Source organism: Catellatospora sp. KI3 (assembly GCF_029948125.1).
Taxonomy (GTDB): Bacteria; Actinomycetota; Actinomycetes; order Mycobacteriales; family Micromonosporaceae; genus Catellatospora.
The window spans coordinates 218,734-240,375 of sequence record NZ_JASAMB010000002.1 but is presented as its reverse complement, the minus strand read 5'-3'; the positions used below and the strand labels follow the sequence as shown (position 1 = coordinate 240,375).

Here is a 21,642-nt window from a genome sequence, read left to right as displayed (position 1 = left end):
CCCGCAAGCCGAACGTCGGGCGTGAAGAAGGGCCCCTTCTACATCGCATTGCGATAAGAAGGGGCCCTTCCTTACCCCCGGAGGGGGCGTGCTCAGTGCGAGTGCCCACCCGGGCCGTGCGAGTGCCCGTGCCCGCCGTTGCCGGCCGGCTCGGCCTTCGCCGGCTTCTCGACCACCAGCGACTCGGTGGTCAGCAGCAGGCCCGCGATGGACGCGGCGTTGATCGCGGCGTTGCGGGTGACCTTGACCGGGTCCACGATGCCGGACTTGGCCAGGTCGACGTACTCGCCCTTGGCCGCGTCGAGGCCGTGGCCCCAGTCGCTGCCCTGGACCTTCTGCACCACGACGTAGCCGTCGTGGCCGGCGTTCTGGGCGATCCAGCGCAGCGGCTCGACCAGCGCCTTGCGCACGATCGACACACCGGTCTTCTCGTCGCCGGTCAGGCCGAGGTCGCCGTCGAGCACCGCGGTGATCTGGGCCAGCGCGGCACCGCCACCGGGGACGATGCCCTCCTCGACGGCGGCGCGGGTCGCGGCGATCGCGTCCTCGATGCGGTGCTTGCGCTCCTTCATCTCGACCTCGGTCGCGGCGCCGACCTTGACGACGGCGATGCCGCCGGAGAGCTTGGCCAGGCGCTCGCCCAGCTTCTCCTTGTCCCAGTCGGAGTCCGAGGCCTCGATCTCCTTGCGGATCTGCCCGACGCGGGCGTCGACCTCGCTCTGCTTGCCCACACCGTCGATGACGGTGGTGGTGTCCTTGGTGATCACCACGCGGCGGGCCTGGCCCAGCACCTCGATGCCGACGGCGTCGAGCTTGTAGCCGAGCTCCGGCGCGACCAGCTCGCCACCGGTCAGCACCGCGAGGTCCTGCAGCATCGCCTTGCGGCGGTCGCCGAACCCGGGCGCCTTGACCGCGGCGACCTTGATGGTCTTGCGGATCGAGTTGACCACCAGGGTGCTCAGCGCCTGGCCGTCGACGTCCTCGGCCACCAGCAGCAGCGGCTTGCCGGTCTGCAGGACCTTCTCCAGCAGCGGCAGCAGCTCCTCGATCGAGGAGATCTTGCTGGTGGTGATCAGGATGTACGGGTCGTCCAGCACCGCCTCGCCCGACTCGGCGTCGGTGACGAAGTGGGGCGAGATGAAGCCCTTGTCGAACTGCATGCCCTCGGTGACGTCGAGCTCGGTGGTCATGGTCGAGCCCTCTTCGACGGTGATGACACCGTCGCGGCCGACCTTGTCCATCGCCTCGGCGATGAGCTCACCGATGGTGCGGTCCTGGGCGGAGATGGTGGCGACGTGCGCGATGTCGGACTTGTCCGCGATCGCCACGGCCTTGCCGAGCAGGGCGTCACTGACCTTGGTGACAGCCTGGTCGATGCCGCGCTTGAGCCCGGCCGGGTTGGCACCGGCGGTCACGTTGCGCAGGCCCTCGCGCACCATCGCCTGGGCGAGCACGGTGGCGGTGGTGGTCCCGTCGCCGGCGACGTCGTTGGTCTTGGTCGCCACCTCCTTGACCAGCTGCGCACCGAGGTTCTCGTATGGGTTGGTGAGCTCGATCTCCTTGGCGATGGTGACACCGTCGTTGGTGATCGTGGGCGCGCCGAACTTCTTGTCCAGCACCACGTTGCGGCCCTTCGGGCCCAGCGTGACCTTGACCGCGTCGGCGAGCGTGTTGACCCCGTGCTCCAGCAGGTGGCGGGCGTCGTCAGAGAAGCTGAGGATCTTAGGCATTCATCGTCTCCTTAACGTGACGATGCCCCGGCCACCCTCGCGGGCGAGCCGGGGCATCGCTGAGATCACTTCTCGACGACCGCGAGGACGTCGCGGGCGGAGAGCAGCAGGTACTCCTCGCCGGCGTACTTGACCTCGGTGCCGCCGTACTTCGAGTAGATGACCTTGTCACCCACCTTGACGTCGACCGGGATGCGGTTGCCCTTGTCGTCGACGCGGCCGGGGCCGACAGCGAGGACGGTGCCCTCCTGCGGCTTCTCCTTGGCCGTGTCGGGGATCACGAGGCCCGACGCGGTGGTGGTCTCAGCCTCGTTCGCCTGGACCAGGATCCGGTCCTCGAGCGGCTTGATCGCAACCTTCGTCGCGGTAGTCACGAGCATACCCTCCTGGGGTATAGCCCGGGTCTCGCACCACGAGACCCAGGTATTTGTCTGCTGGGTTGTCACCGCCCCACGGGTGGCGTCGTCGCGGGTGTCGCCACCGGCAGGGCGGTAGTGCGTTAGCACTCTGGCAGCCAGGGTGCTAACTCGAACATTATGTCGCCGCTAGCACTCAGTCAAGGAGAGTGCTAGTCGCCACGTCGGCCAACTTACTCCGTCGAGCGCGTTAACGCGGGGATTCCGGCCACATCGCGGCACGTCCGAGGGGCCGCGGCGGCTCGCCGGGATCACGTAGGGTGCGGCACATGCACGCCGCATACACCCTTCCCGGCGACGCCGTCTTCCCCGAGGGCATCACCACCGCCCCCGGCGGCGCCTTCTACGTCGGCAGCAGCCGCGACGGCACGATCTACCGGGGCAGCCTGGACCGCCCTGACACCGAGGTATGGCTGCCGGCCGGCACCGACGGGCGCACCCGCGTGCTCGGGCTGACCGTGCACGCCGGGGCGCGCCTGGTGGTCTGCGGCGGCGCCACCGGCCGCCTGTACGTCTACGACCTGCAGACCGCCGCCCTGGTCGCCCAGCGCGCGGTGCCGTCGGAGAATCCGCTGCTCAACGACGTATGGGTGATCGGCGACACCGCGTACGCCACCGACTCGCACACACCGGTGGTGTGGCGGCTCACGCTGGGCGACAGCGACGCGGCGACCGGCGAGTTCGAGGTGTTCGCCCGGGTCGAGGGCGCGGGCGAGCTGCCGTACCTCAACGGGATCACCGCCACGCCCGACGGCAGCGCGCTGCTGGTCGGGGCGCAGGGCGACGACAGCCTGTGGCGCGTGGACCTCACCACCGCCGAGGCGACCCGGATCGAGGTCGGCGCGCCGTTCGGGCCCGACGGGATGCTGCTGCTCGGCGACGCCCTGTACGGCCTGGTCAACGAGGGCACCAGCCACGCCGACGTGGTGTTCTACCTGTCCGAGGTGTGCATCGCCGCCGACGGGCGGTCGGGGACGGAGGTGCGGCGCTGGCGCGAGGACGTGTTCGCCGTGCCGACCACACTGGCGTACGCGCGCGACCGGCTGCTGCTGGTGAACTCGCAACTCAACCGCGCCGACGCCGGGGCACCGTTCCAGGTGGTCTCGGTGCCGCTGCCAGAATGAGGCGTGGATCTCGACCAGCTGGCGTCGCTGCGTACCCCCGAGGGTGAAGCGGCCCTGGCCGCCGCCGCGGCGCTGGCCGACACCGACTCGCTGGCCGCCGCCACCGCCCTGCGCGCGCACGGCTTCCCCGCCGAACTGGCCAACGCGGCGCTGACCCAGGTCGCGCTGCGGCGCAAGGCGGCGCTCAAGTTCGGCGCCCACGCCGACCGCGCCTTCCTCACCCGGGCCGGGCTGGAGCAGGCCACCCGTGCGGTCGTCGCGGTGCGCCGGGCCGCGCGGCTGGCCGACGCCGGCGTGCGGGCCCTGGCCGACCTGGGCTGCGGGCTCGGCGCCGACCTGCGCGCGGTGACGGCCGCGGGCATCCGGGGGTACGGCGTCGACGCCGACCCGGTGACCGCCGCCTGTGCCGCCCTCAACGCCCCCGACGCCCACGTGACCTGCGGCGACGCCCGCGACTTCGACCTGAGCACGGTGGACGCCGCGTTCTGCGACCCGGCCCGGCGCAGCGGCGGGCGGCGCGTGTTCCGGCCCGAGGACTACTCGCCGCCGTGGGACTGGGTGGCGGCGCTGCCGCAGCGGGTGCCGCACACGGTGCTCAAGCTCGCCCCCGGCATCGACCAGGAGCTGCTGCCGCCCGGCGCCGAGCTGGAGCTGGTCTCCGTCGACGGCGACGTGGTCGAGGCGGCCGCCTGGTGCGGCCCGCTGGCCTGGGTGCCGCGCCGCGCCACCGTCCTGCGCGCCGGCACCGCCCACGAACTCACCGGCAGCGGCACCGAGACGGCCCCGGTCGGCGGCGTCGGCGCGTACGTCACCGACCCCGACGGCGCCGTAGTCCGCGCCCACCTGGTCGCCGAGTTCGCCGCCGCCCACGACGGCCGCCTAGCCGACCCCTCCATCGCCTACGTCTACACCGACCGCCCCGTGACCTCCCCCTTCGGCCGCTGCTTCGCGATCGACGAGGCCATCCCGTTCTCCCTGAAGCGCCTGCGCGCCGCCCTGCGCGACCGCCAGGTGGGCCGCCTGGAGATCCTCAAACGCGGCTCCGCCCTCGACGTCGAGCAACTCCGCCGCGACCTGCGCCTCTCCGGCCCCAACCCCGCCTCCCTCCTCCTCACCCGCACCCCCGCCGGCCCCCTCGCCCTCCTAACCCACCCGGCCACCCCCTGACCCCCCACCCCACGCCCCCTGAAACGTTGATCATGAACTTATGGACGTGATCGACGGCGTATCCCCACCCCGGCACCGCGATCAACCGCCGGGCCGCGTGATCACCCGCCGGGCCGCTCGATTACCCGCGGCGCCGGACGTGGGCGGTGGGCGCCGGACGTGGGCGGTGGTGCAGTTTCGGGGAAGGTGCGGGAATCTTGAGGTCGATTGCTGCACTTTCCCCGAAACTGCAGCAGCGGCTCGGCTCGGCGCGGCGGGCGAGCGCGGGCGCGGGCGCGGCGGGCGAGCGCGGGCGCGGGCGCGGCGGGCGAGCGCGGGCGCGGTGGTGGAGGCGGGCCGGACGCGGCGTAGCATCGGCGGGCGTGGGTGGTCAGGGGACTCCGGCGACGGCGCTGCTCGCCAAGCAGAAGGTGGCGCACACGCTGCACACGTACGACGTGTCGGCCGACTCCCCCAACTACGGCGCGCTGGTCGCCGAGGCGCTCGGCGCCGATCCGGCGCGGGTGTTCAAGACGCTGGTGACCGAGGTCGACGGCGTGCTGACCGTGGCCGTGGTGCCGGTCACCGGCGAGATCGACCTCAAGGCGCTCGCGGCGGCCGCGGGCGGCAAGCGGGCCGCGATGGCCGACCGCGATCTGGCCGAGAAGACCACCGGGTACGTGCGCGGCGGCATCAGCCCGCTCGGGCAGCGCAAGCGCCTGCCGACGGTGATCGACGAGTCGGCGACGGACAGCGACACGATGTATGTTTCCGCAGGTAAGAGGGGTCTTCAGCTCCGGCTGGCCCCCGCCGACCTGATCCGGCTCACCGCCGCAGTCCTCGCCCCCATCGCCCGTTCCTGACCCGATCCGCACCCGTTCCACCGCCGTCCCGGCATCTGGACGCACTTGTCCTGACGCTGGGTGATTCGTCCTGCCCGGACGCTTTCACGAGCCCCGACGATGCCGTGGTTACGGGCACGTTGCTGAATTGTTATTGCCAACAACAAACCCGAGGCTTGCGCGAACGCATTTGTTCGCCATACGTTGTCGCACACAACAAAAACCGTGTGACCGGCCTCACGCACTGCCTATACGGGCGAACCGAACCCTGGATTCGCCGCCGCGACCCTCCCCCGGACCCCGGATCCGGAGAGTCGCTCGCTCCACCTACACCCCGAGTAACAACCCCTGAATCCGAGAGGATTTGAGCAACGATGCGCAAAGGGATCCTGGCTCTGGCCACGTCCGGCCTGCTGGCTGTGACCGGCCTCGCCGCCTGTGCCGAGGACAAGGGCGCCGACACCGGCGCCCCCAAGACGCCGAAGATCGGCGTCATCCTGCCCGACAGCAAGTCCTCGGCCCGCTGGGAGACCGCGGACCGCAAGTACCTCGAGGCGGCCTTCAAGGCTGCCGGCGTTCAGGCCGACATCCAGAACGCGCAGGGTGACAAGACCAACTTCCAGACCATCGCCGACCAGATGATCACCAACGGCGCGACCGTGCTGATGATCGTCAACCTGGACTCGGGCACCGGCAAGGCCGTGCTGGACAAGGCCAAGGCGCAGAACATCCCGACCATCGACTACGACCGCCTGACCCTGGGCGGCTCCGCGTCGTACTACGTCAGCTTCGACAACAAGGCCGTCGGCAAGCTGCAGGGCGAGGGCCTGGTCAAGTGCCTGACCGAGCAGGGCGTCAAGAACCCGGCGATCGCGCAGCTGAACGGCTCGCCGACCGACAACAACGCCACCCTGTTCAAGGCCGGCGCCGTTGAGGTGCTGCAGGCGAAGTATGACGCCAAGGAGTACACCCTCGCCGCGGACCAGGCCGTGCCGGACTGGGACAACGCGCAGGCTGGCGTGATCTTCGAGCAGCAGTTCACGCAGGCGAACGGCAAGATCAACGGCGTGCTCGCCGCCAACGACGGCCTCGGCAACGCGGCCATCACCGTGCTGAAGAAGAACAAGGTCAACGGCAAGGTCCCGGTCACCGGCCAGGACGCCACCGTGCAGGGTCTGCAGAACATCCTCGCGGGCGACCAGTGCATGACCGTCTACAAGGCCGTCAAGCAGGAGGCCGACGCGGCCGCCGCGCTGGCGATCTCGCTGGCCAAGGGCGAGACCAAGACCACCGACCAGACCACCAAGGACTCCGAGTCCGGCCGTGACGTCCCGTCGGTGCTGCTGGTGCCCCAGGCGATCTTCTTCAACAACGTCAAGGACGTCGTCACCGACGGCTACGTGACCAAGGACGAGCTGTGCACCGCCGACTTCGCGGCCAAGTGCACCGAGGCCGGCATCAGCTGACCTCCCGGCTGCCGACGTGGTCCCCGGACGCCACCTCCACGGTGTCCGGGGACCACGTCCCTGTGGTGAGGCAGCCCGCAAGCGAACCGCAGTGACCCCCTCGAACGGAGCGCCCGCATGGGAACCCCTCTACTCGAACTGCGTGGAATCAACAAGAGCTTCGGCCCGGTGCAGGTGCTCCGGAACGTCGACTTCTCGGTCCACCCAGGCGAGGTAACCGCACTCGTCGGCGACAACGGCGCCGGCAAGTCGACGCTGGTGAAGTGCATCGGCGGCATCTACTCGACCGACTCGGGCGAGTACCTGATGGACGGCAAGCCGGTCCATGTGCACAGCCCCCGCGACGCCGCCCACCTGGGCGTCGAGATCGTCTATCAGGACCTGGCGCTCTGCGACAACCTCGACATCGTGCAGAACATGTTCCTGGGGCGCGAGCGCCGCAGCGGCATCATCCTGGACGAGCCGAGCATGGAGGAGCTGGCCGCGAAGACGCTGGCCGGCCTGTCGGTGCGTACCGTCAAGTCGGTGCGGCAGCTGGTGTCGAGCCTGTCCGGCGGCCAGCGGCAGACCGTGGCCATCGCCAAGGCCGTGCTCTGGAACAGCAAGCTGGTGATCCTCGACGAGCCCACCGCCGCGCTCGGCGTCGCCCAGACCGCCCAGGTGCTGGAGCTGGTCCGCCGCCTGGCCGACAACGGCCTGGCCGTCGTCCTGATCTCGCACAACATGAACGACGTCTTCGCCGTCTCCGACCGCATCGCCGCGCTCTACCTGGGGCAGATGGCGGCGCAGGTCAAGACGACGGACGTGACCCACGCGCAGGTGGTCGAGCTGATCACCTCCGGCCGCAGCGGCTCGCTCGGCCTCGTCGAGGAAGGAGCGGTGGCATGAGCGCCGTAACTGCCACCAGCAACGCCCCGGCCGAGCAGGCGCCGGTCGCCGAGGAGAAGGCGGGCGTGTGGTCGTACGCCAAGGACTACGGCCGCCGCCTGCGCGGCGGTGAGCTGGGCTCCCTGCCCGCCGTCGGCGGTCTGGTGGTGCTGTGCCTGGTCTTCGCGATCGCCCGGCCGCGCTTCTTCACCCCGATCAACTTCGCCAACCTGCTGACCCAGGCCGCGCCGCTCATGATGATCGCGATGGGCCTGGTCTTCGTGCTGCTGCTGGGCGAGATCGACCTGAGCGCCGGCTTCGCCTCCGGCGTCTGCGCCGCGGTGCTGGCCAAGGCGCTGGCCGAGTGGGGCATGCCCTGGTACGTCGCGATCCTGATGGCGATCGCCACCGGCATCGTGATCGGGGCGATCATCGGCTTCCTGGTCGCCAAGATCGGCATTCCGTCGTTCGTGGTGACGCTGGCCGGCTTCCTGGTGTTCCAGGGCGTGGTGCTGACCCTGCTCAAGGAGGGCACCAACATCTCGATCCGGGACACGGTGATCCTGGGCATCCAGAAGTCGACCATGAGCGAGGCGATGGGCTGGGCCTTCGCCGCCATCGTCATCCTCGGATACGCGGCTGTGCAGCTGTACTCGCTGGTCAACCGCCGTAAGCGAGGGCTGGTCACGGTGCCGTGGCAGATCGTGGCGCTGCGCGTCGGCGGTCTGGCCGCCCTGACGATCTACGCGGTCGACACGCTGAACGTGAACCGTGCGGTGGCCCTCGGTGACCTGCGCGGCGTGCCCAACGTGGTGCCGGTGATCGCCTCCATCCTGGTGATCTGGACCTTCGTGCTGCGCCGTACCAAGTTCGGCCGGCACATCTACGCCGTCGGCGGCAACCGCGAGGCGGCCCGTCGCGCCGGTATCAACGTGGACCTGATCCGCATCTCCGCGTTCGTCATCTGCTCGGCCATGGCCGCCGTCGGCGGTATCGTCGCGGCCAGCGAGGCGGCCTCGGTCGACCCGAACACCGGCGGCTCGACCGTGCTGCTGTACGCGGTCGGCGCGGCGGTCATCGGCGGCACCAGCCTCTTCGGCGGCAAGGGCCGCGTCATCGACGCCGTGCTCGGCGCCCTCGTGATCGCGGTGATCATCAATGGCATGGGTCTGGTCGACTGGAAGGCCGGTGTGAAGTTCATAATCACCGGCGGGGTGCTACTGCTCGCTGCGGGCGTGGACGCGCTCACCCGCCGCCGCGCGGCGGCCAGCCGCTGACCTGAACTGCATGGCCAACGGGAGAAACATGCGAGCGGGACCTAGCCAGGAGGAGATCCGGCGGCAGAACCTGGGCGCGTTGCTCCGTTTCGTGCACGTACGTGGGCAGATCTCCCGAGCCGAGCTCACCTCCGAACTCGGTCTCAACCGCTCCACCATCGGCGCCCTCACCGCTGACCTGGCCGGCGTCGGCCTGGTCAGCGAGGAGGCGCCGCGGGAGACGGGGCGCGCCGGCCGGCCCTCGCTGGTGGTGCGCCCCTCCTCGGAGCTGGTCTACGTCTACGCCGCGAGCGTGGAGGTGGACCGGATCCGGGTCGCCCGGGTCGGCCTGGGCGGTGTCGTCCTCGACCAGCGGGAGGCGGCGCGCCCACGCGGCGAGGCGATCGAGGCGGTACGCCCGATCGCGGACTTCATCGCCGAGATGGCCGGCACGGTCGACGCCGAGGCCCGGTGCATCGGCGCCGGCATCGCCGTGTGCGGCCTGGTCCGCCGCGACGACGGCCTGGTCCGGCTCGGCCCGCACCTGGGCTGGCTGGACGAACCGCTCGGGCACGCCCTGCAGGACCGGGTGCCCGAGCTGCTGCCGCAGGTCACCGTCGGCAACGTGGCGGACCTGTGCGCACTGGCCGAGCACACCCGCGGCGTCGCCGTGGGCTGCGACAACATCATCTATGTGTACGGCGACGTCGGTGTGGGCGCGGGCATCATCGCCGGCGGCCGCCGCGTCACCGGCCACGGCGGCTACGGCGGCGAGGTCGGCCACATGGTCGTCAACCCGCACGGCCGCTCCTGCGGCTGCGGTTCGCGCGGCTGCTGGGAGACCGAGATCGGCGAGTACGCCCTGCTGCGTGCCGCCGGGCGGGACGGGGAGGGCCGCATCCAGGGCGCCGAGGCGATCCTGGCCGTGGTCGACGCGGCGGCCCGGGGCGACGCGACCGCGCAGGCGGCGGTGCGGCAGGTCGGCGACTGGCTGGGCTTCGGCGTGGCCAACCTCGTCAACATCTTCAACCCGGAGCTGGTGATCTTCGGCGGCACGCTGCGGGACGTGTACCTGGCCGCCGCGGCGCAGGTCCGCAGCCGCCTGAACAGCATCAGCCTGCCCGCCACCCGCGAGCACGTACGGCTGCGCACCCCGAAGCTGGGCCGCGACGCGGCCCTGATCGGCGCGGCGGAACTCGCGTTCGAGAACCTCCTGGCCGACCCCCTGGGCTGAACCGCCCCGCCCCGGCCCGCCCGCCCCGGCCCCGCCCCGCTTTAAATCGACGCTGGCCTATCTAGAACACAACTCCGCGCGAGTCGTCCTCTAGATAGGCCAGCGTCAATGCTAAGCGGGGCGGGGCCGGGGCGGGCGGGCCGGGGCGGGCGGGCGGGCCGGGGCGGGGCGGGGCGGGGCGGGGCGGGGGTTACGACTGCCAGGAGCGCCAGAGGGCGGCGTACGAGCCGCCTGCCGCGACCAGCTCGTCGTGCGAGCCCAGCTCCGCGATCCGCCCGTCCTCCACCACCGCGACCCGGTCGGCGTCGTGCGCCGAGAACAGCCGGTGCGCGATCGCCACCACCGTCCGCCCGTCCAGCACCGCCGCCAGGGAACGCTCCAGGTGCCGGGCCGCGCGCGGGTCGATCAGCGACGTCGCCTCGTCCAGCACCAGCGTGTGCGGGTCGGCCAGCACCAGCCGGGCCAGCGCCAGCTGCTGCGCCTGCGCCGGGGACACCTCGTGCCGGCCGCTGCCGACCTCGGTGTCCAGGCCGCGTGGCAGCTCGTCCACCCAGCTCTGCGCGTCGACGGCGGCCAGCGCGGCGCGGATGTCGTCGTCGGACGCCTCCGGCCGGGCCAGGGCGAGGTTGTCGCGCAGCGTACCGGTGAACACGTGGTGCTCCTGGGTGACCAGGGCGACGTGCCCGCGCAGCTGCTCCAGCGGCAGTTCGACCAGGGGCGCCCCGCCGACCGCGACGGTGCCGGTGCGCGGCGCGTCGATGCCGGCGAGCAGGCGCCCCAGCGTCGACTTGCCCGCCCCGGACGGCCCCACCACGGCCAGCCGCTCCCCCGGGGCGAGGGTCAGCTCGACCCCGTGCAGCACGTCGCGGCCCTCGGTGTAGGCGTACCGCACGTCGACGGCGGTGAGCCGCTCGGAGTCGGGGCGCGCGCCGGTGACGACGCGGTCGTCGCCGATCTCGGCCACGCCCAGCAGCCGGGCCAGCGAGGCGGCGCCGACCTGGAGTTCGTCGGCCCAGCCGAGCAGCCGGTCGATCGGCTCGATGAGCTGCTGCACCAGGAACACGGCGGTGACGACCTGGCCCAGCTCGACCCAGCCCCGCGCGTACGCCCAGCCGCCGAAGAACAGCGTGGACACCACGGGCAGGCTGAAGCCCAGGTCGACGATGGGCCAGAACACGGTGCGCAGGTTGAGGGTGGCGGTCTCGGCCTTGTACTGCTCGTGCAGGTCGCGGTCGGTGCGGCGGCGGCGCCGCGCGACCGTGCCCAGGGCCTCGGTGGTGCGGGCCCCGTCGAACGTCTCGGTCAGCCCGTCGATCACCTCGGCGGAGGCGGCGTTCTCGCGCAGGTAGGCCTTGGTGGCGCGGCGGAAGTACCAGCGGGAGGCGGCCACGATGAAGGGGACGCCGACCAGGCACGGCAGGGCCAGCACCGGTGACAGCCAGATCAGCGCGCCGGCGGTGAGCACCAGGGTGACCAGCGCGATCAGGGTCTCCGGCACGCCCCGGCGCACGCTGTGCGACAGCTGGGCGACGTCGCGGCTGGTCCGGGTCACCAGGTCGCCGGTGCCCGCGCGCTCGACGGTGGACAGCGGGATGGCCAGCACCCGGTCGACGAACTCCTCGCGCAGCTCGGCCAGCACCCGCTCGCCGAGGTTGGCCGACGAGAACGCGGCGAAGCGCACCAGCACCGCCTGCACGATCACGAAGGTGACCAGGCCGAGCGCGATGCGGTCGATGGCACCGACGCCGGTGCCCCGCTGGATCCCGTCCACCAGCCGCCCCAGCAGGTACGGCGTGACCAGGCCGGCCAGGGCGGCCAGGCCGTGCAGGCCGATGACCAGGGACAGCTGCCCGGGGTGGCGCGACATCAGCCTGCGGGCGTACCGGCGGACGGAGGCGGTGTCCGCCACGGGCAGGATGACGCGGGCCATCAGTCCACACTCCTCGTCACGACGGCCCGGTAGCGGGGCTCGTTCGCCAGCAGTTCGCGGTGGGCGCCCTCGGCGGTGACCTTGCCGTCCTCGACGAAGACGACGTGGTCGGCCCGGTCCAGCAGCAGCGGGCTGGTGCTGGCCAGCAGGGTGGTGCGCCCGGCGCGGTGGGCGCCCAGCCGCTGGGCGATGCGGGCCTCGGTGTGCGCGTCGACGGCGCTGGTCGGCTCCACCAGGATCAGGATCGGCGGGTCGGACAGCAGCGCGCGGGCCAGCCGCAGCCGCTGCTGCTGGCCGCCGGAGAACTCGCGGCCGCGCTCGGCCACGACCGAGTCCAGCCCCTCGGGCAGCGCCTCGAGGATGTCCTCGGCGCTGGCCGTGTGCAGCGCGGCGGCGACCCGGGCGTCGTCGGCGGCCCCGGGCTCGGCGCGGTGGTCGAGCTCGTCGCGCAGCACGCCGCTGAACAGGCGCGCGTTGTTGTCGGCGACCATGATGCGGGCGCGCACGTCGGCGCGGGTGGCCGCGGCCAGCGGCACGCCGACCAGCGTCACCTCGCCCTCGGTGTACCGGCCGAGGCGGTCGGCGATCTCGATGGCGTCCTCGGGGCGGTCGGCGGCCAGCACCGTCAGCGCGCCGGGACGCAGCGAGAGCCCGGACCGGACGTCGGTCAGCACGCCCGCCTCGGGCAGCACCACCGGCTGGGCCGGGTCGGCGATCTCCGGTGCCAGCTGCAGCACCTTGAGCACGCGACCGGCCGAGACGTGGCCGCGGGTCATCTTGTCCAGCACCTCGGCCAGGGTGCGCATCGGCACGACCAGGAACGCGGCGTACCCGTAGAAGCCGACCAGCTCACCGGGGGTGATCTCGCCGGTGGCGGCGTAGCGGGCGCCGAGCCAGGTGACCAGGGCCAGGAACAGTCCCGGCATCAGCACCTGGACCGCCTCCAGCAGCGAGTCGACCTTCCCGGCGCGTACCCCCGCGGCCCGCAGCTGCTGCGACTGCTCCCGGTAGCGGGCCGAGAAGACCTGCTCACCGCCGATGCCGCGCAGCACCCGCAGCCCGGCCACGATGTCGGTGGCCCGCCCGGTCAGCGCACCCTGCTGGTCCCGGTACGCCTGCTGGCGCCGGTGGATCGGCTTGATGAGCAGGCTGACCACGGCCATCTGCACCGGCACGCCGATCAGCACCACCAGGCCCAGCTTGACCGAGGAGGTCAGCAGGATGACGGTCACGACGACCAGGCTCACCACCGCCGCCGACCCGCGCGCGGTGATGTCCAGCGCGTGGCCGATGTGGCTGGTGTCGGCGGCGCCGATGGCGACGACCTCGCCGGTGGCCAGCCGCTTGGGCAGCGTGGCGCCCAGCTTGCCGGCGTGCGCGACGGTGAGCTGGACGGTGCGGAAGCTCGACGCCATCCAGTTGAACACGGCGTTTCGGTGGCGCATGATGCCCGCCGCCGCCTGCACCAGCCCCAGCAGCACGAAAGCCCCGGCCCAGCGGGCCAGGGCGGCGGTGTCGCGGCTGGTGATGCCGGCGTCGATGGCTCTGCCGATGACCATCGGGATCAGCGCCCCGGTGACCATCCAGGCGATGCCGAACATCATGCCGAAGACGACGGTGCGCCATTGCTGCTTGGCCAGCCACCACAGGTATCGGGCGGCTGACCTGCTGTCGGGGGTGCCGGGATCGCCGACTGGTAAGGAACGCATAGCGGCGATGAACTTACTCGACCGGCTCCGTCCGCGCCACCGATTATTTACCGCCTTTTGTGGACCATCCAGGCGTTTTCACCATCGGGTGACGTGTCATTCGAAGCGCCAGCCGAGCAGCTCCGCGAGGTCGCCGACGGTCGGCCCGGTCCAGGTCGGATCGGTGTCGGCGAACCTGGTGGTGCGCACGACGCGCATGCCCAGCGCCGCCGCCGCGGGCAGCTCGCCGCTGTCGCCGTCGCCGACGTACAGGCAGTCCTGGGGCGCGACGCCCAGGTCACCGCAGACCTTGAGGAAGATGGTCGGATCGGGCTTCACCACGCCCAACTCGCACGAGAACCCGGTCACCGTGAAGCGCGGCGCCAGCGGCTGGGTCGGCCACAGCGTCACCGTCTCCGCCGAGCAGTTGCTGACCAGGCCCAGCCGGTGCCCGCGCTCGCGCAGCCCGTCCAGCACCGCCAGGGTCGCGGCCGACGGCCACAGCAGCTCGCGCTGGAAGCGCATCCGGGTCACCTCCGCGAACCGCACCTGCGCGGCGGTCGGCGCGCCGCCCAGCCGGTGCGCCAGCGTACGCAGGGTCTCGCCGAGATCGCCCAGGTCGCCGCGCATGCGCTCGCGGGTGGTGCCGCGGAACAGCACCGCGAACGCCTCCGCGTCCACGCCCAGTGCCCGGCCCATCTGGCGGCTCACCTCGTCGCGCGCGTCCTGCCCCCGGTCGGGGATCAGCGTCTGGAAGAGGTCGAACAGCACCGCGCCGCGCCGCGCGTTCCGGAAGTCGAGCACGGCGCGAGGGTACCGGAGCAGGTGCCGTCCCGGGACTCCCCCGCATCGGCAGAATCCGAACTCACCGGGCCTCAGACCAGCGGCGACACCGGCTCCTCAGGCATCGGCCGCAGGTAGGACAGCCGCGGGCCCGGCACCCGGTCGGCGATGATGAACCTGGCCTTGAGCAGGGCTTCGGCATCAGGCTGGGAGACCCGGTGCAGGGTGAGGAAGTCGGCGGTCAGCTCGGCGGCGGTGAGCGTGGCCCGGACGAAGCCGCGCTGGTTGTTGTGGAACCGCAGGTGCGGATTGTTCGCGAAGAACGGGTGCGCGTCGGGTCCGGAGTCGGCCCCGTCCCCGCCGGTCGTCAGCGAGGTGGTGACCAGCTCCGAGCCGACGGCCGCGGCGTGCGGGTCGTCGAAGTCGCGCTTGATGTCGGCGGCCCAGTGCGAGTGCACGTCACCGGTGAGCACGACAGGGTTGCGCACCCGGGCCCAGCCGTCGACGACCCGGCCGCGGCAGGCGGCGTACCCGTCCCAGGCGTCCATGCTGGTGCTCTTGCTCGCGTCCGGGTTCTTGTCCCGCTGCGAGAAGAACACCTGCTGGCCCAGTACGTCCCAGCGGGCGGTGCTGCCCGCCAGGCCGTCGAGCAGCCAGCGCTCCTGCTCGAAGCCGAGCAGCGTCCGGGCCGGGTCCAGCGCCTGCGGACAGATCCGGTAGCCGCCGCCGCAGGCCTGGTCGTCGCGGAACTGCCGGGTGTCGAGCAGGTGGAACGTGGCCAGGCGGCCCCAGCCGATCCGGCGGTACAGCCGCAGCGTGCTCACGCCGAACCCGGACCTGGGCGCGGCCGCCGCCCGCAGCGGCATGTTCTCCCAGTACGCCCGCAGCGCCGCGTCCCGCCGGCTCGGGAACGCCAGGTCGGGCTTCATCGGCACCAGCCCGGCCCAGTTGTTCGCCACCTCGTGGTCGTCGGGCACCGCCAGCCACGGCGCCACCGCGTGCGCCCCCTGCAGGTCCGGATCGAGCTTGTACTGCGCGTAGCGGCGCCGGTAGTCGCCCAGCGTCCGGGTCTCGGGCGAGGTGTGGTCGCGCACGTTGCCGCTGGCCGCGTTGAAGTAGTGCGGGGCGTACTCGTAGATGTAGTCGCCCAGGTGCAGCACCAGCTCGGGTTCGGACTCGGCGACGCGGCGGTAGCCGGTGAACCAGCCGTGCTCGTACTCGGCGCAGGACATGAAGGCGAAGCCGAGCGTCCCGGGCAGCTCGGTGGGGCGCGGGGCGGTGCGGGTGCGCCCCATCGGTGAGTACCAGCCGCCGATCCGGAACCGGTAGAAGTACTCCCGGCCCGGCTCCAGGCCCGCCAGCTCCACGTGCACGCTGTGCGCCCAGGACGGATCGGCCCAGGCGGTGCCGGTGGCGACGACGCGGCTGAAGCGGTCGTCGGCGGAGACCTGCCACCGCACCTCGTACGTCTGGTCGGCCATGCCGCCGCGGCCGTCCTCGTCCAGCGGCGAGCAGGCCAGCCGGGTCCAGATGACGAACCCGTCCGGCGCCGGATCACCCGAGGCCACGCCGAGGGTGAACGGGTCGGTGCGCGGCGCCAGCGTGCTGCGGCGGATGGCGTGCGCCTTCGCGGGCACGCCGAGCAGCCCTCCTACGGCGGCGGCAGAACCCAGCAGCAGGATGGTGCGGCGCGAGGCCCGGCCCGAGGTTGACACGTGCACAGGATGGCCGGATCACGGCCCCTTGCCAAACAACACGCCGTGAGCTGCGGTTACCGGTCGACCGGGCTGAAGTCCCAGACGTGCGGCGAGCGCGCGGCCAGCCCGTCCGGCGGGGCGGCCAGGTCCATCGGCTCGCCGCGCCAGCGGGAGATCACCACCACGCGCAGATCGGTGGAGGAGAAGACCTCGCTGGCGACATGCCGGGGCTCGACCTCCAACCGCGGCACCGCCACGTCGCACACCCAGTTCAGCAGGTCGGTGAAGGTGCGCGGGTAGGCGCGCACCTCCCACATCCGCACGATCACTTCGTCGTCCCCGGCATCGGGCAAAGCTACACTCCCACGACCGTCAGCGGCATGGCGGAGTCGGCCGGGAAGTCCAGCTTGGACGGACGGGCTCCGGCGGCCACCAGATGCGAGCCGAGGGCGGCCACCATGGCCCCGTTGTCGGTGCACAGCTTCGGCCGCGGTACGCGCACGGTGATGCCGTACTTGGCGGCGCGCTCGGCCGCCATCACCTTCAGCCGCGAGTTCGCCGCCACGCCGCCGCCCAGCACCAGGGTCTCGATGCCCTCGGCCCGGCAGGCGTCGATCGCCTTCATGGTGAGCACGTCGCAGACCGCGTCCTGGAAGGCGGCGGCCACGTCGTTGACCGGCACCGGCTCGCCCGAGCGCTCCCGCGCCTCGACCCAGCGCGCGACCGCGGTCTTCAACCCCGAGAAGGAGAAGTCGAACCGGTGCTCGACCAGGTCGCGCGGGCCGGTCAGGCCGCGCGGGAAGCTGATCGACAGCGGGTCGCCGTCGCGGGCGGCGCGGTCGATCGGCGGGCCGCCGGGGAAGGGCATGCCCAGCAGCCGGGCCACCTTGTCGAACGCCTCCCCGGCCGCGTCGTCGATGGTCGCGCCCAGCGGTGTCACGCCCTTGGCCAGGTTGTCCACCCGCAGCAGTGAGGAGTGCCCGCCGGAGACCAGCAGCGCGATCGCGGGCTCGGGCAGCGGCCCGTGCTCCAGGGTGTCCACGGCGACGTGCGCGGCCAGGTGGTTCACCCCGTAGATCGGCTTCTCGGCGGCCAGCGCGAGGCCCTTGGCCCCGGCCACGCCGACCAGCAGCGCCCCGGCCAGGCCCGGCCCGGCGGTCACCGCGATGGCGTCGATGTCGGCCAGGGTCACCCCGGCCTCGTCCAGGGCCCGGTGCAGCGTCGGCACCAGCGCCTCCAGGTGCGCCCGGCTGGCCACCTCGGGCACCACGCCGCCGAAGCGGGCGTGCTCGTCCACGCTGGAGGCGAGCGCGTCGGCGAGCAGCGTGTGCCCGCGCACGATGCCGACGCCGGTCTCGTCGCAGCTGCTCTCGATGCCGAGCACCAGCGGTTCAGTAATCGTCATGCTCAGTCTTCGTCCCGTCTCATCACCAGGGCGTCGGTGTTGCTGGGCTGGTAGTAGCCGCGGCGCACCCCGATCACCTCGAAGCCGTGCCCGGCGTAGAGCCGCTGCGCCGCCGCGTTGTCGGCGGCGACCTCCAGCAGCACCTGCTTGACGTGGTGGCGGCGGCCCTCGGCCAGCAGCGCCTCCAGCAGGGCCCGGCCGATGCCGCGCCGCTGCGCGTCGCGGCGTACCGCGATGTTGTTGACCCAGCCCTCATCCTGCCCGACCGCGAGGCCGCCGTAGCCGAGCACGCTGCCGTCGTCGTCGACGGCGATCAGGTAGTGGTGGCCGTTGGCCAGCTCGTTCCAGAACATCGGCGCGGACCACTGCTCGGCGCCGAACAGGTCGCTCTCGATCGGCAGCAGCTCCTGGATCTGCCACCACCGGAGCCGGTCGATCTTCATCGGCGGCCCGCGGGGAGCTTGGCACCGGCCTCCGACTGCTCGGCGGGCGACAGCGCGGCCTTGCGGGCCGCCGGTTCGACCGCGTCCGGCCGCCGCAGATACAGCGGCGTCAGCGGCTCGGTCGGCGCCTTGGCGCGGATGCGCTCGGCGGCCAGCTCGGCCAGGGCCAGCGGATCCGGGTAGAGGGCGGCGCCGGGTGTGATCCCGAGCACGTCGGCGTAGCGCTGCGCGCCCTCGCCGACGGCGGTGGTCACGCCGTACGTGGTCAGCCGGTCGGCGATGTCGGCGGGCTTGTCGACGGCCGGGCCGGTCAGCGGGCTGCCGTCGGCGTAGACGGCCCAGTAGACCTCACGGCGCCGGGCGTCGGTCGCGACCAGTGCTTTTCCGCCGGTACGGGCGCCGAGCGCGTCGAGCGTGCACACGCCGTACGCCGGAATGCCGAGCCCGGCCTGGAACACCGCGGCCGTCATCAGCCCCACCCGCAGCCCGGTGAACGGCCCGGGGCCGACCCCGGCCACCACCGCACCCAGGTCGCGGGGCTTGACCCCGGCCTCGGCGAGCACCGCGTCGACCTGCGGCGCGAGCAGCTCGCCGTGCGCCCGCCCGTCCACCGCCGCCCGCGCACCCACCAGCCGGACCGCGTCCGAACCGACCTCCACCAGCGCCGCCGTCACCGCAGGCGTAGCCGTATCCACCACCAGCACCAACACCCCTCCACCCTACTGTCTCCGCCTTCGTGTCCCATTGAGCGCGGGGGTCGCTGTGCCGCCGGGGCGGGCGGGGTACTGCTGGGTAGGCTGGTACGCATGTGGCAGGCCGACGCACAGTCCCAGGTCCTGGTGGACCTCGACGCGATCAGCGCGAACGTGCGCACGCTGCGGTCGCGTACGACGGCCCGGGTCATGGCGGTGGTCAAGGGCGACGGATACGGCCACGGCATGGTCGCCTCCGCCCGCGCGGCCCTGGCCGGGGGCGCCGAGTGGCTCGGCGTGTGCACCCTCGAAGAGGCCTTCGCCCTGCGCGACGCGATGATCACGGCACCGGTCCTGTCCTGGCTGTGGCTGCCCGGCCAGCCGCTGGCCCGCGCCATCGAGCGCGACGTCGACCTCAGCGTCGCCGGGCGGACGCACCTGGCCGCGGTGCTCGGGGGCGCGCGCGAGTCCGGCCGCACCGCCCGCGTCCACCTCAAGATCGACACTGGCCTGTCCCGGGGCGGCGCCACCTCGCTGGAGTGGCCGCAGCTGGTCGAGGCCGCCGCCAAGGCGCAGGCCGACGGCCTGGTAGAGATCGTCGGCATCTGGAGCCACTTCGTCTACGCCGACGCGCCCGGCCACGAAACCACCGACCTGCAGCTGGCCGCGTTCACCGAGGCGCTCGACACGGCCCAGCGGCTCGGCGTCACGCCGCAGCTGCGCCACATCGCCAACTCCGCCGCGGTGCTGACCCGCCCCGACACCCACTTCGACCTGGTCCGCCCCGGCATCGCCGTGTACGGCCTGTCCCCCGTCGACGACCCCGCCATCCGGGCCGCGCTGCGCCCGGCGATGACCGCGCACGCCCGGGTGCTGCTGGCCAAGCGGCTGGCCGCCGGGCAGGGCATCTCGTACGGCCACACGTACACCACCAGCCGCGACACCACCGTGGCGCTGGTGCCGCTCGGCTACGCCGACGGCGTGCCCCGGCACGCCTCCAACAGCGGGCCGGTGCAGCTCAACGGCGCCCGGTTCACCATCTCCGGCCGGGTCTGCATGGACCAGTTCGTGGTCGACGTCGGCGACACCGAGGTGGCCATCGGCGACGAGGTCGTGCTGTTCGGGCCCGGTGACCGCGGCGAGCCGACCGCCGACGACTGGGCCGACGCCGTGGGCACCATCAACTACGAGATCGTCACCCGGTTCGGCAGCGTCCGGGTCCCCCGGGTCTACCGAGGTGGTTCCTCGTCATGAGCAGCACGTCTTCCCCTTCGGACGTCAAGACCGCCGGCAAGGCCGACAAGGCACCCTCCACCGGGCGCCGCCGCGCCGGGGTGATCGGCGCGGTCGTCGGCGTCGCCGCCGCCGGAGTCGCCGCGGGCATCGCCGTCGAGCGCCTGGTGGTGCGGCGGACCCAGAAGACCGAGACCGACCCGTACGCCAACGAGCCCTTCGGGCGGCTGCCGTACGACGAGTTCACCACCGTCACCACGGCCGACGGCACCGAACTGCACGTCGAGATCGTCGAACCGGTCGACGGCGTCGCCGTCGAGCTCCACCCGACCGACCCGACCGCCCCGACCCTCGTCTTCGTCCACGGCTTCTGCCTGGACCAGGGCACCTTCCACTTCCAGCGGCAGGCCCTGGACCGGCTCGGCGAGCACCGGATGGTCTTCTACGACCAGCCCGGCCACGGCCTCTCCGGCACCATGCCCGACGGCGAGTACGAGCTGCCCGCCCTCGGCGAGGCGCTGTACGACGTGATCAAGTCGACCGTCCCCACCGGCCCGATCGTCCTCGTCGGCCACTCCATGGGCGGCATGGCCATCATGGCCTTCGCCGAGCAGCACCCCGAGATGTTCGTCGACCGCGTCGTCGGCACGGTGCTCATCGCCACCTCCGGCGGCCAGATCGACGGCCAGGGCGGCTTCTACGGCCTGCCCGCCATCATCAACCGCACCAGCGGGCCGCTGCTCGGGCTGCTCACCGGGGCGGCCCGGATCACCGGCCCGATGATAGACAAGGCCCGGCAGGCCAGCACCGACCTCGCCTGGCTGCTCACCCGCCGGTACGGCTTCGGCGGCGACAAGCCCAGCCCGGCCCTGGTGTCGTACGTGGAGCAGATGAACTCGCGCACCACCACCGAGACCGTCGCCCGCTACCTGCGCACCATCAACAGCCACGCCCGCTACCCCGCGCTGCGCGCCCTCAACCGGGTGCCCGTGCTGGTCATCTGCGGCGACTGCGACATGATCACCCCGCAGGCGCACTCCGAGGAGATCTGCCGCCTGCTGCCGCACGCCAAGCTCGTGATCATCCCCGACAGCGGCCACGTGACCATGCTGGAGCACGCGCCCGAGGTCAACGCCGCGCTCATCGACTTCCTGGACGAGCTGGAGCAGAAATGATCCTTCCCACCGCCGACGACACCCGCGCCTTCGGCGTCCGCCTGGCCGAGGTGCTGCAGGCCGGCGACCTGGTGGTGCTCAGCGGACCGCTCGGCGCGGGCAAGACGGCGCTCGCCCAGGGCGTCGGCCAGGGCCTGCGCGTACAGGGCGCGGTCACCTCGCCGACCTTCGTCATCGCCCGCGTGCACCGGCCGGACCGGGCCGCCGGGGGCAGCCTGCCGATGGTGCACGTCGACGCGTACCGGCTGGGCGCCATGACCGACCCGCGCGCCCAGGTCGACGACCTCGACCTCGACGCGTCGGTCGACGACTCGGTCACGCTGGTGGAGTGGGGGGAGGGGATGGTCGAGCAGCTCGCCGACTCCCACCTCGAGGTACGCATCACCCGCCACCCCGACGACACCCGCGAGGTGGCCCTCATCCCCCACGGCGGCACCTGGCCCACCCGCCTCTCCACCCTCACCCCCGCCTGACCGCACCCGGGCAGTGCGGGCGCGCCACGCCACGATCACGCG

The 21,642-nt window shown here is 72.3% G+C and carries 20 protein-coding genes; 10 read left to right on the top strand and 10 right to left on the bottom strand.

Translation table 11 applies throughout. The annotated features are described in order from the left end of the window. Positions 1–92: 92 nt before the first annotated feature. Together groL and groES are read right to left on the bottom strand one after the other, a co-directional pair. Positions 93–1,730, bottom strand: a complete 1,638-nt coding sequence (gene groL, locus QEZ54_RS05025; protein WP_281303263.1) for a chaperonin GroEL — start codon at positions 1,728–1,730, stop codon at positions 93–95. A gap of 65 nt (positions 1,731–1,795) precedes the next feature. Then, on the bottom strand, positions 1,796–2,110 hold the full coding sequence (gene groES / locus QEZ54_RS05020; RefSeq protein ID WP_203692166.1) for a co-chaperone GroES: 315 nt from the start codon (positions 2,108–2,110) through the stop codon (positions 1,796–1,798). A 305-nt stretch (positions 2,111–2,415) separates the two neighbouring features. Here groES and QEZ54_RS05015 point away from each other — a divergent pair, with 305 nt between their 5' ends. The 7 genes from QEZ54_RS05015 (at position 2,416) to QEZ54_RS04985 (ending at position 10,081) form a co-directional block, all read left to right on the top strand. Continuing rightward, positions 2,416–3,270, top strand: a complete 855-nt coding sequence (locus tag QEZ54_RS05015; protein WP_281303262.1) for a hypothetical protein — start codon at positions 2,416–2,418, stop codon at positions 3,268–3,270. A gap of 3 nt (positions 3,271–3,273) precedes the next feature. Continuing rightward, positions 3,274–4,437, top strand: a complete 1,164-nt coding sequence (locus QEZ54_RS05010; protein ID WP_281303261.1) for a methyltransferase domain-containing protein — start codon at positions 3,274–3,276, stop codon at positions 4,435–4,437. Positions 4,438–4,799: 362 nt separating this feature from the next. Further along, positions 4,800–5,279: a Cys-tRNA(Pro) deacylase gene (gene ybaK / locus QEZ54_RS05005; protein WP_281303260.1), complete on the top strand. Its 480-nt coding sequence runs from the start codon at positions 4,800–4,802 to the stop codon at positions 5,277–5,279. A gap of 353 nt (positions 5,280–5,632) precedes the next feature. Then, positions 5,633–6,724 carry a substrate-binding domain-containing protein gene (locus QEZ54_RS05000; RefSeq protein WP_281303259.1) on the top strand — a complete coding sequence of 364 codons (1,092 nt, stop codon included), beginning with the start codon at positions 5,633–5,635 and terminating at the stop codon, positions 6,722–6,724. A gap of 117 nt (positions 6,725–6,841) precedes the next feature. After that, complete coding sequence (locus QEZ54_RS04995; protein WP_281303258.1) at positions 6,842–7,612, top strand: ATP-binding cassette domain-containing protein; 771 nt, start codon at positions 6,842–6,844, stop codon at positions 7,610–7,612. Beyond that, on the top strand, positions 7,609–8,868 hold the full coding sequence (locus QEZ54_RS04990) for an ABC transporter permease (RefSeq protein ID WP_281303257.1): 1,260 nt from the start codon (positions 7,609–7,611) through the stop codon (positions 8,866–8,868). Before QEZ54_RS04995 ends, QEZ54_RS04990 begins: the two co-directional genes overlap by 4 nt. Before the next feature lie 28 nt (positions 8,869–8,896). Then, the gene (locus tag QEZ54_RS04985; RefSeq protein WP_281303256.1) at positions 8,897–10,081 is read left to right on the top strand and encodes an ROK family protein; all 1,185 of its coding nucleotides are present in this window, start codon (positions 8,897–8,899) and stop codon (positions 10,079–10,081) included. 190 nt (positions 10,082–10,271) lie between these two features. On the opposite strand, the gene QEZ54_RS04980 is transcribed toward QEZ54_RS04985, so the two are convergent. The 8 genes from QEZ54_RS04980 to tsaB form a co-directional block, all read right to left on the bottom strand. Further along, positions 10,272–12,011: an ABC transporter ATP-binding protein gene (locus tag QEZ54_RS04980; RefSeq protein WP_281303255.1), complete on the bottom strand. Its 1,740-nt coding sequence runs from the start codon at positions 12,009–12,011 to the stop codon at positions 10,272–10,274. Then, a complete protein-coding gene (locus QEZ54_RS04975) occupies positions 12,011–13,720 on the bottom strand; it encodes an ABC transporter ATP-binding protein (RefSeq protein ID WP_281303254.1) in 1,710 nt (569 codons plus the stop codon). Before QEZ54_RS04975 ends, QEZ54_RS04980 begins: the two co-directional genes overlap by 1 nt. A 96-nt stretch (positions 13,721–13,816) precedes the next feature. Then, positions 13,817–14,503: an HAD-IA family hydrolase gene (locus QEZ54_RS04970; RefSeq protein ID WP_281303253.1), complete on the bottom strand. Its 687-nt coding sequence runs from the start codon at positions 14,501–14,503 to the stop codon at positions 13,817–13,819. A gap of 71 nt (positions 14,504–14,574) precedes the next feature. After that, a complete protein-coding gene (locus tag QEZ54_RS04965; protein WP_281303252.1) occupies positions 14,575–16,197 on the bottom strand; it encodes an alkaline phosphatase D family protein in 1,623 nt (540 codons plus the stop codon). A gap of 56 nt (positions 16,198–16,253) precedes the next feature. Beyond that, positions 16,254–16,508 (bottom strand): hypothetical protein, encoded by a 255-nt coding sequence (locus tag QEZ54_RS04960; protein WP_281303549.1) that lies wholly within the window; start codon positions 16,506–16,508, stop codon positions 16,254–16,256. Positions 16,509–16,534: 26 nt separating this feature from the next. After that, a complete protein-coding gene (gene tsaD / locus QEZ54_RS04955; RefSeq protein ID WP_281303251.1) occupies positions 16,535–17,584 on the bottom strand; it encodes a tRNA (adenosine(37)-N6)-threonylcarbamoyltransferase complex transferase subunit TsaD in 1,050 nt (349 codons plus the stop codon). A gap of 2 nt (positions 17,585–17,586) precedes the next feature. After that, the gene (gene rimI / locus QEZ54_RS04950) at positions 17,587–18,027 is read right to left on the bottom strand and encodes a ribosomal protein S18-alanine N-acetyltransferase (RefSeq protein ID WP_281303250.1); all 441 of its coding nucleotides are present in this window, start codon (positions 18,025–18,027) and stop codon (positions 17,587–17,589) included. After that, a complete protein-coding gene (gene tsaB / locus QEZ54_RS04945) occupies positions 18,024–18,737 on the bottom strand; it encodes a tRNA (adenosine(37)-N6)-threonylcarbamoyltransferase complex dimerization subunit type 1 TsaB (RefSeq protein WP_281303249.1) in 714 nt (237 codons plus the stop codon). Before tsaB ends, rimI begins: the two co-directional genes overlap by 4 nt. A 96-nt stretch (positions 18,738–18,833) precedes the next feature. Between tsaB and alr the strand changes: the two genes are divergently transcribed. Genes alr through tsaE form a run of 3 tightly spaced genes read left to right on the top strand, consistent with a single transcriptional unit; the run spans position 18,834 to position 21,600 of the window. Continuing rightward, complete coding sequence (gene alr / locus QEZ54_RS04940) at positions 18,834–19,973, top strand: alanine racemase (protein WP_281303248.1); 1,140 nt, start codon at positions 18,834–18,836, stop codon at positions 19,971–19,973. Then, positions 19,970–21,127, top strand: a complete 1,158-nt coding sequence (locus QEZ54_RS04935; protein WP_281303247.1) for an alpha/beta hydrolase — start codon at positions 19,970–19,972, stop codon at positions 21,125–21,127. Before alr ends, QEZ54_RS04935 begins: the two co-directional genes overlap by 4 nt. Further along, positions 21,124–21,600 (top strand): tRNA (adenosine(37)-N6)-threonylcarbamoyltransferase complex ATPase subunit type 1 TsaE, encoded by a 477-nt coding sequence (gene tsaE, locus QEZ54_RS04930; protein WP_281303246.1) that lies wholly within the window; start codon positions 21,124–21,126, stop codon positions 21,598–21,600. Before QEZ54_RS04935 ends, tsaE begins: the two co-directional genes overlap by 4 nt. Positions 21,601–21,642 lie beyond the last annotated feature (42 nt).

Bases quoted from the DNA above. Each gene is read 5' to 3' on its own strand.
- QEZ54_RS04985 (WP_281303256.1), top strand. From the start codon at position 8,897: ATGCGAGCGGGACCTAGCCAGGAGGAGATCCGGCGGCAGAACCTGGGC.
- QEZ54_RS05000 (WP_281303259.1), top strand. From the start codon at position 5,633: ATGCGCAAAGGGATCCTGGCTCTGGCCACGTCCGGCCTGCTGGCTGTG.
- groL (WP_281303263.1), bottom strand. From the start codon at position 1,730: ATGCCTAAGATCCTCAGCTTCTCTGACGACGCCCGCCACCTGCTGGAG.
- groES (WP_203692166.1), bottom strand. From the start codon at position 2,110: ATGCTCGTGACTACCGCGACGAAGGTTGCGATCAAGCCGCTCGAGGAC.
- tsaD (WP_281303251.1), bottom strand. From the start codon at position 17,584: ATGACGATTACTGAACCGCTGGTGCTCGGCATCGAGAGCAGCTGCGAC.
- QEZ54_RS04990 (WP_281303257.1), top strand. From the start codon at position 7,609: ATGAGCGCCGTAACTGCCACCAGCAACGCCCCGGCCGAGCAGGCGCCG.
- alr (WP_281303248.1), top strand. From the start codon at position 18,834: ATGTGGCAGGCCGACGCACAGTCCCAGGTCCTGGTGGACCTCGACGCG.
- QEZ54_RS04975 (WP_281303254.1), bottom strand. From the start codon at position 13,720: ATGCGTTCCTTACCAGTCGGCGATCCCGGCACCCCCGACAGCAGGTCA.
- QEZ54_RS04980 (WP_281303255.1), bottom strand. From the start codon at position 12,011: ATGGCCCGCGTCATCCTGCCCGTGGCGGACACCGCCTCCGTCCGCCGG.
- QEZ54_RS04935 (WP_281303247.1), top strand. From the start codon at position 19,970: ATGAGCAGCACGTCTTCCCCTTCGGACGTCAAGACCGCCGGCAAGGCC.
- rimI (WP_281303250.1), bottom strand. From the start codon at position 18,027: ATGAAGATCGACCGGCTCCGGTGGTGGCAGATCCAGGAGCTGCTGCCG.
- QEZ54_RS05015 (WP_281303262.1), top strand. From the start codon at position 2,416: ATGCACGCCGCATACACCCTTCCCGGCGACGCCGTCTTCCCCGAGGGC.
- QEZ54_RS04995 (WP_281303258.1), top strand. From the start codon at position 6,842: ATGGGAACCCCTCTACTCGAACTGCGTGGAATCAACAAGAGCTTCGGC.
- tsaE (WP_281303246.1), top strand. From the start codon at position 21,124: ATGATCCTTCCCACCGCCGACGACACCCGCGCCTTCGGCGTCCGCCTG.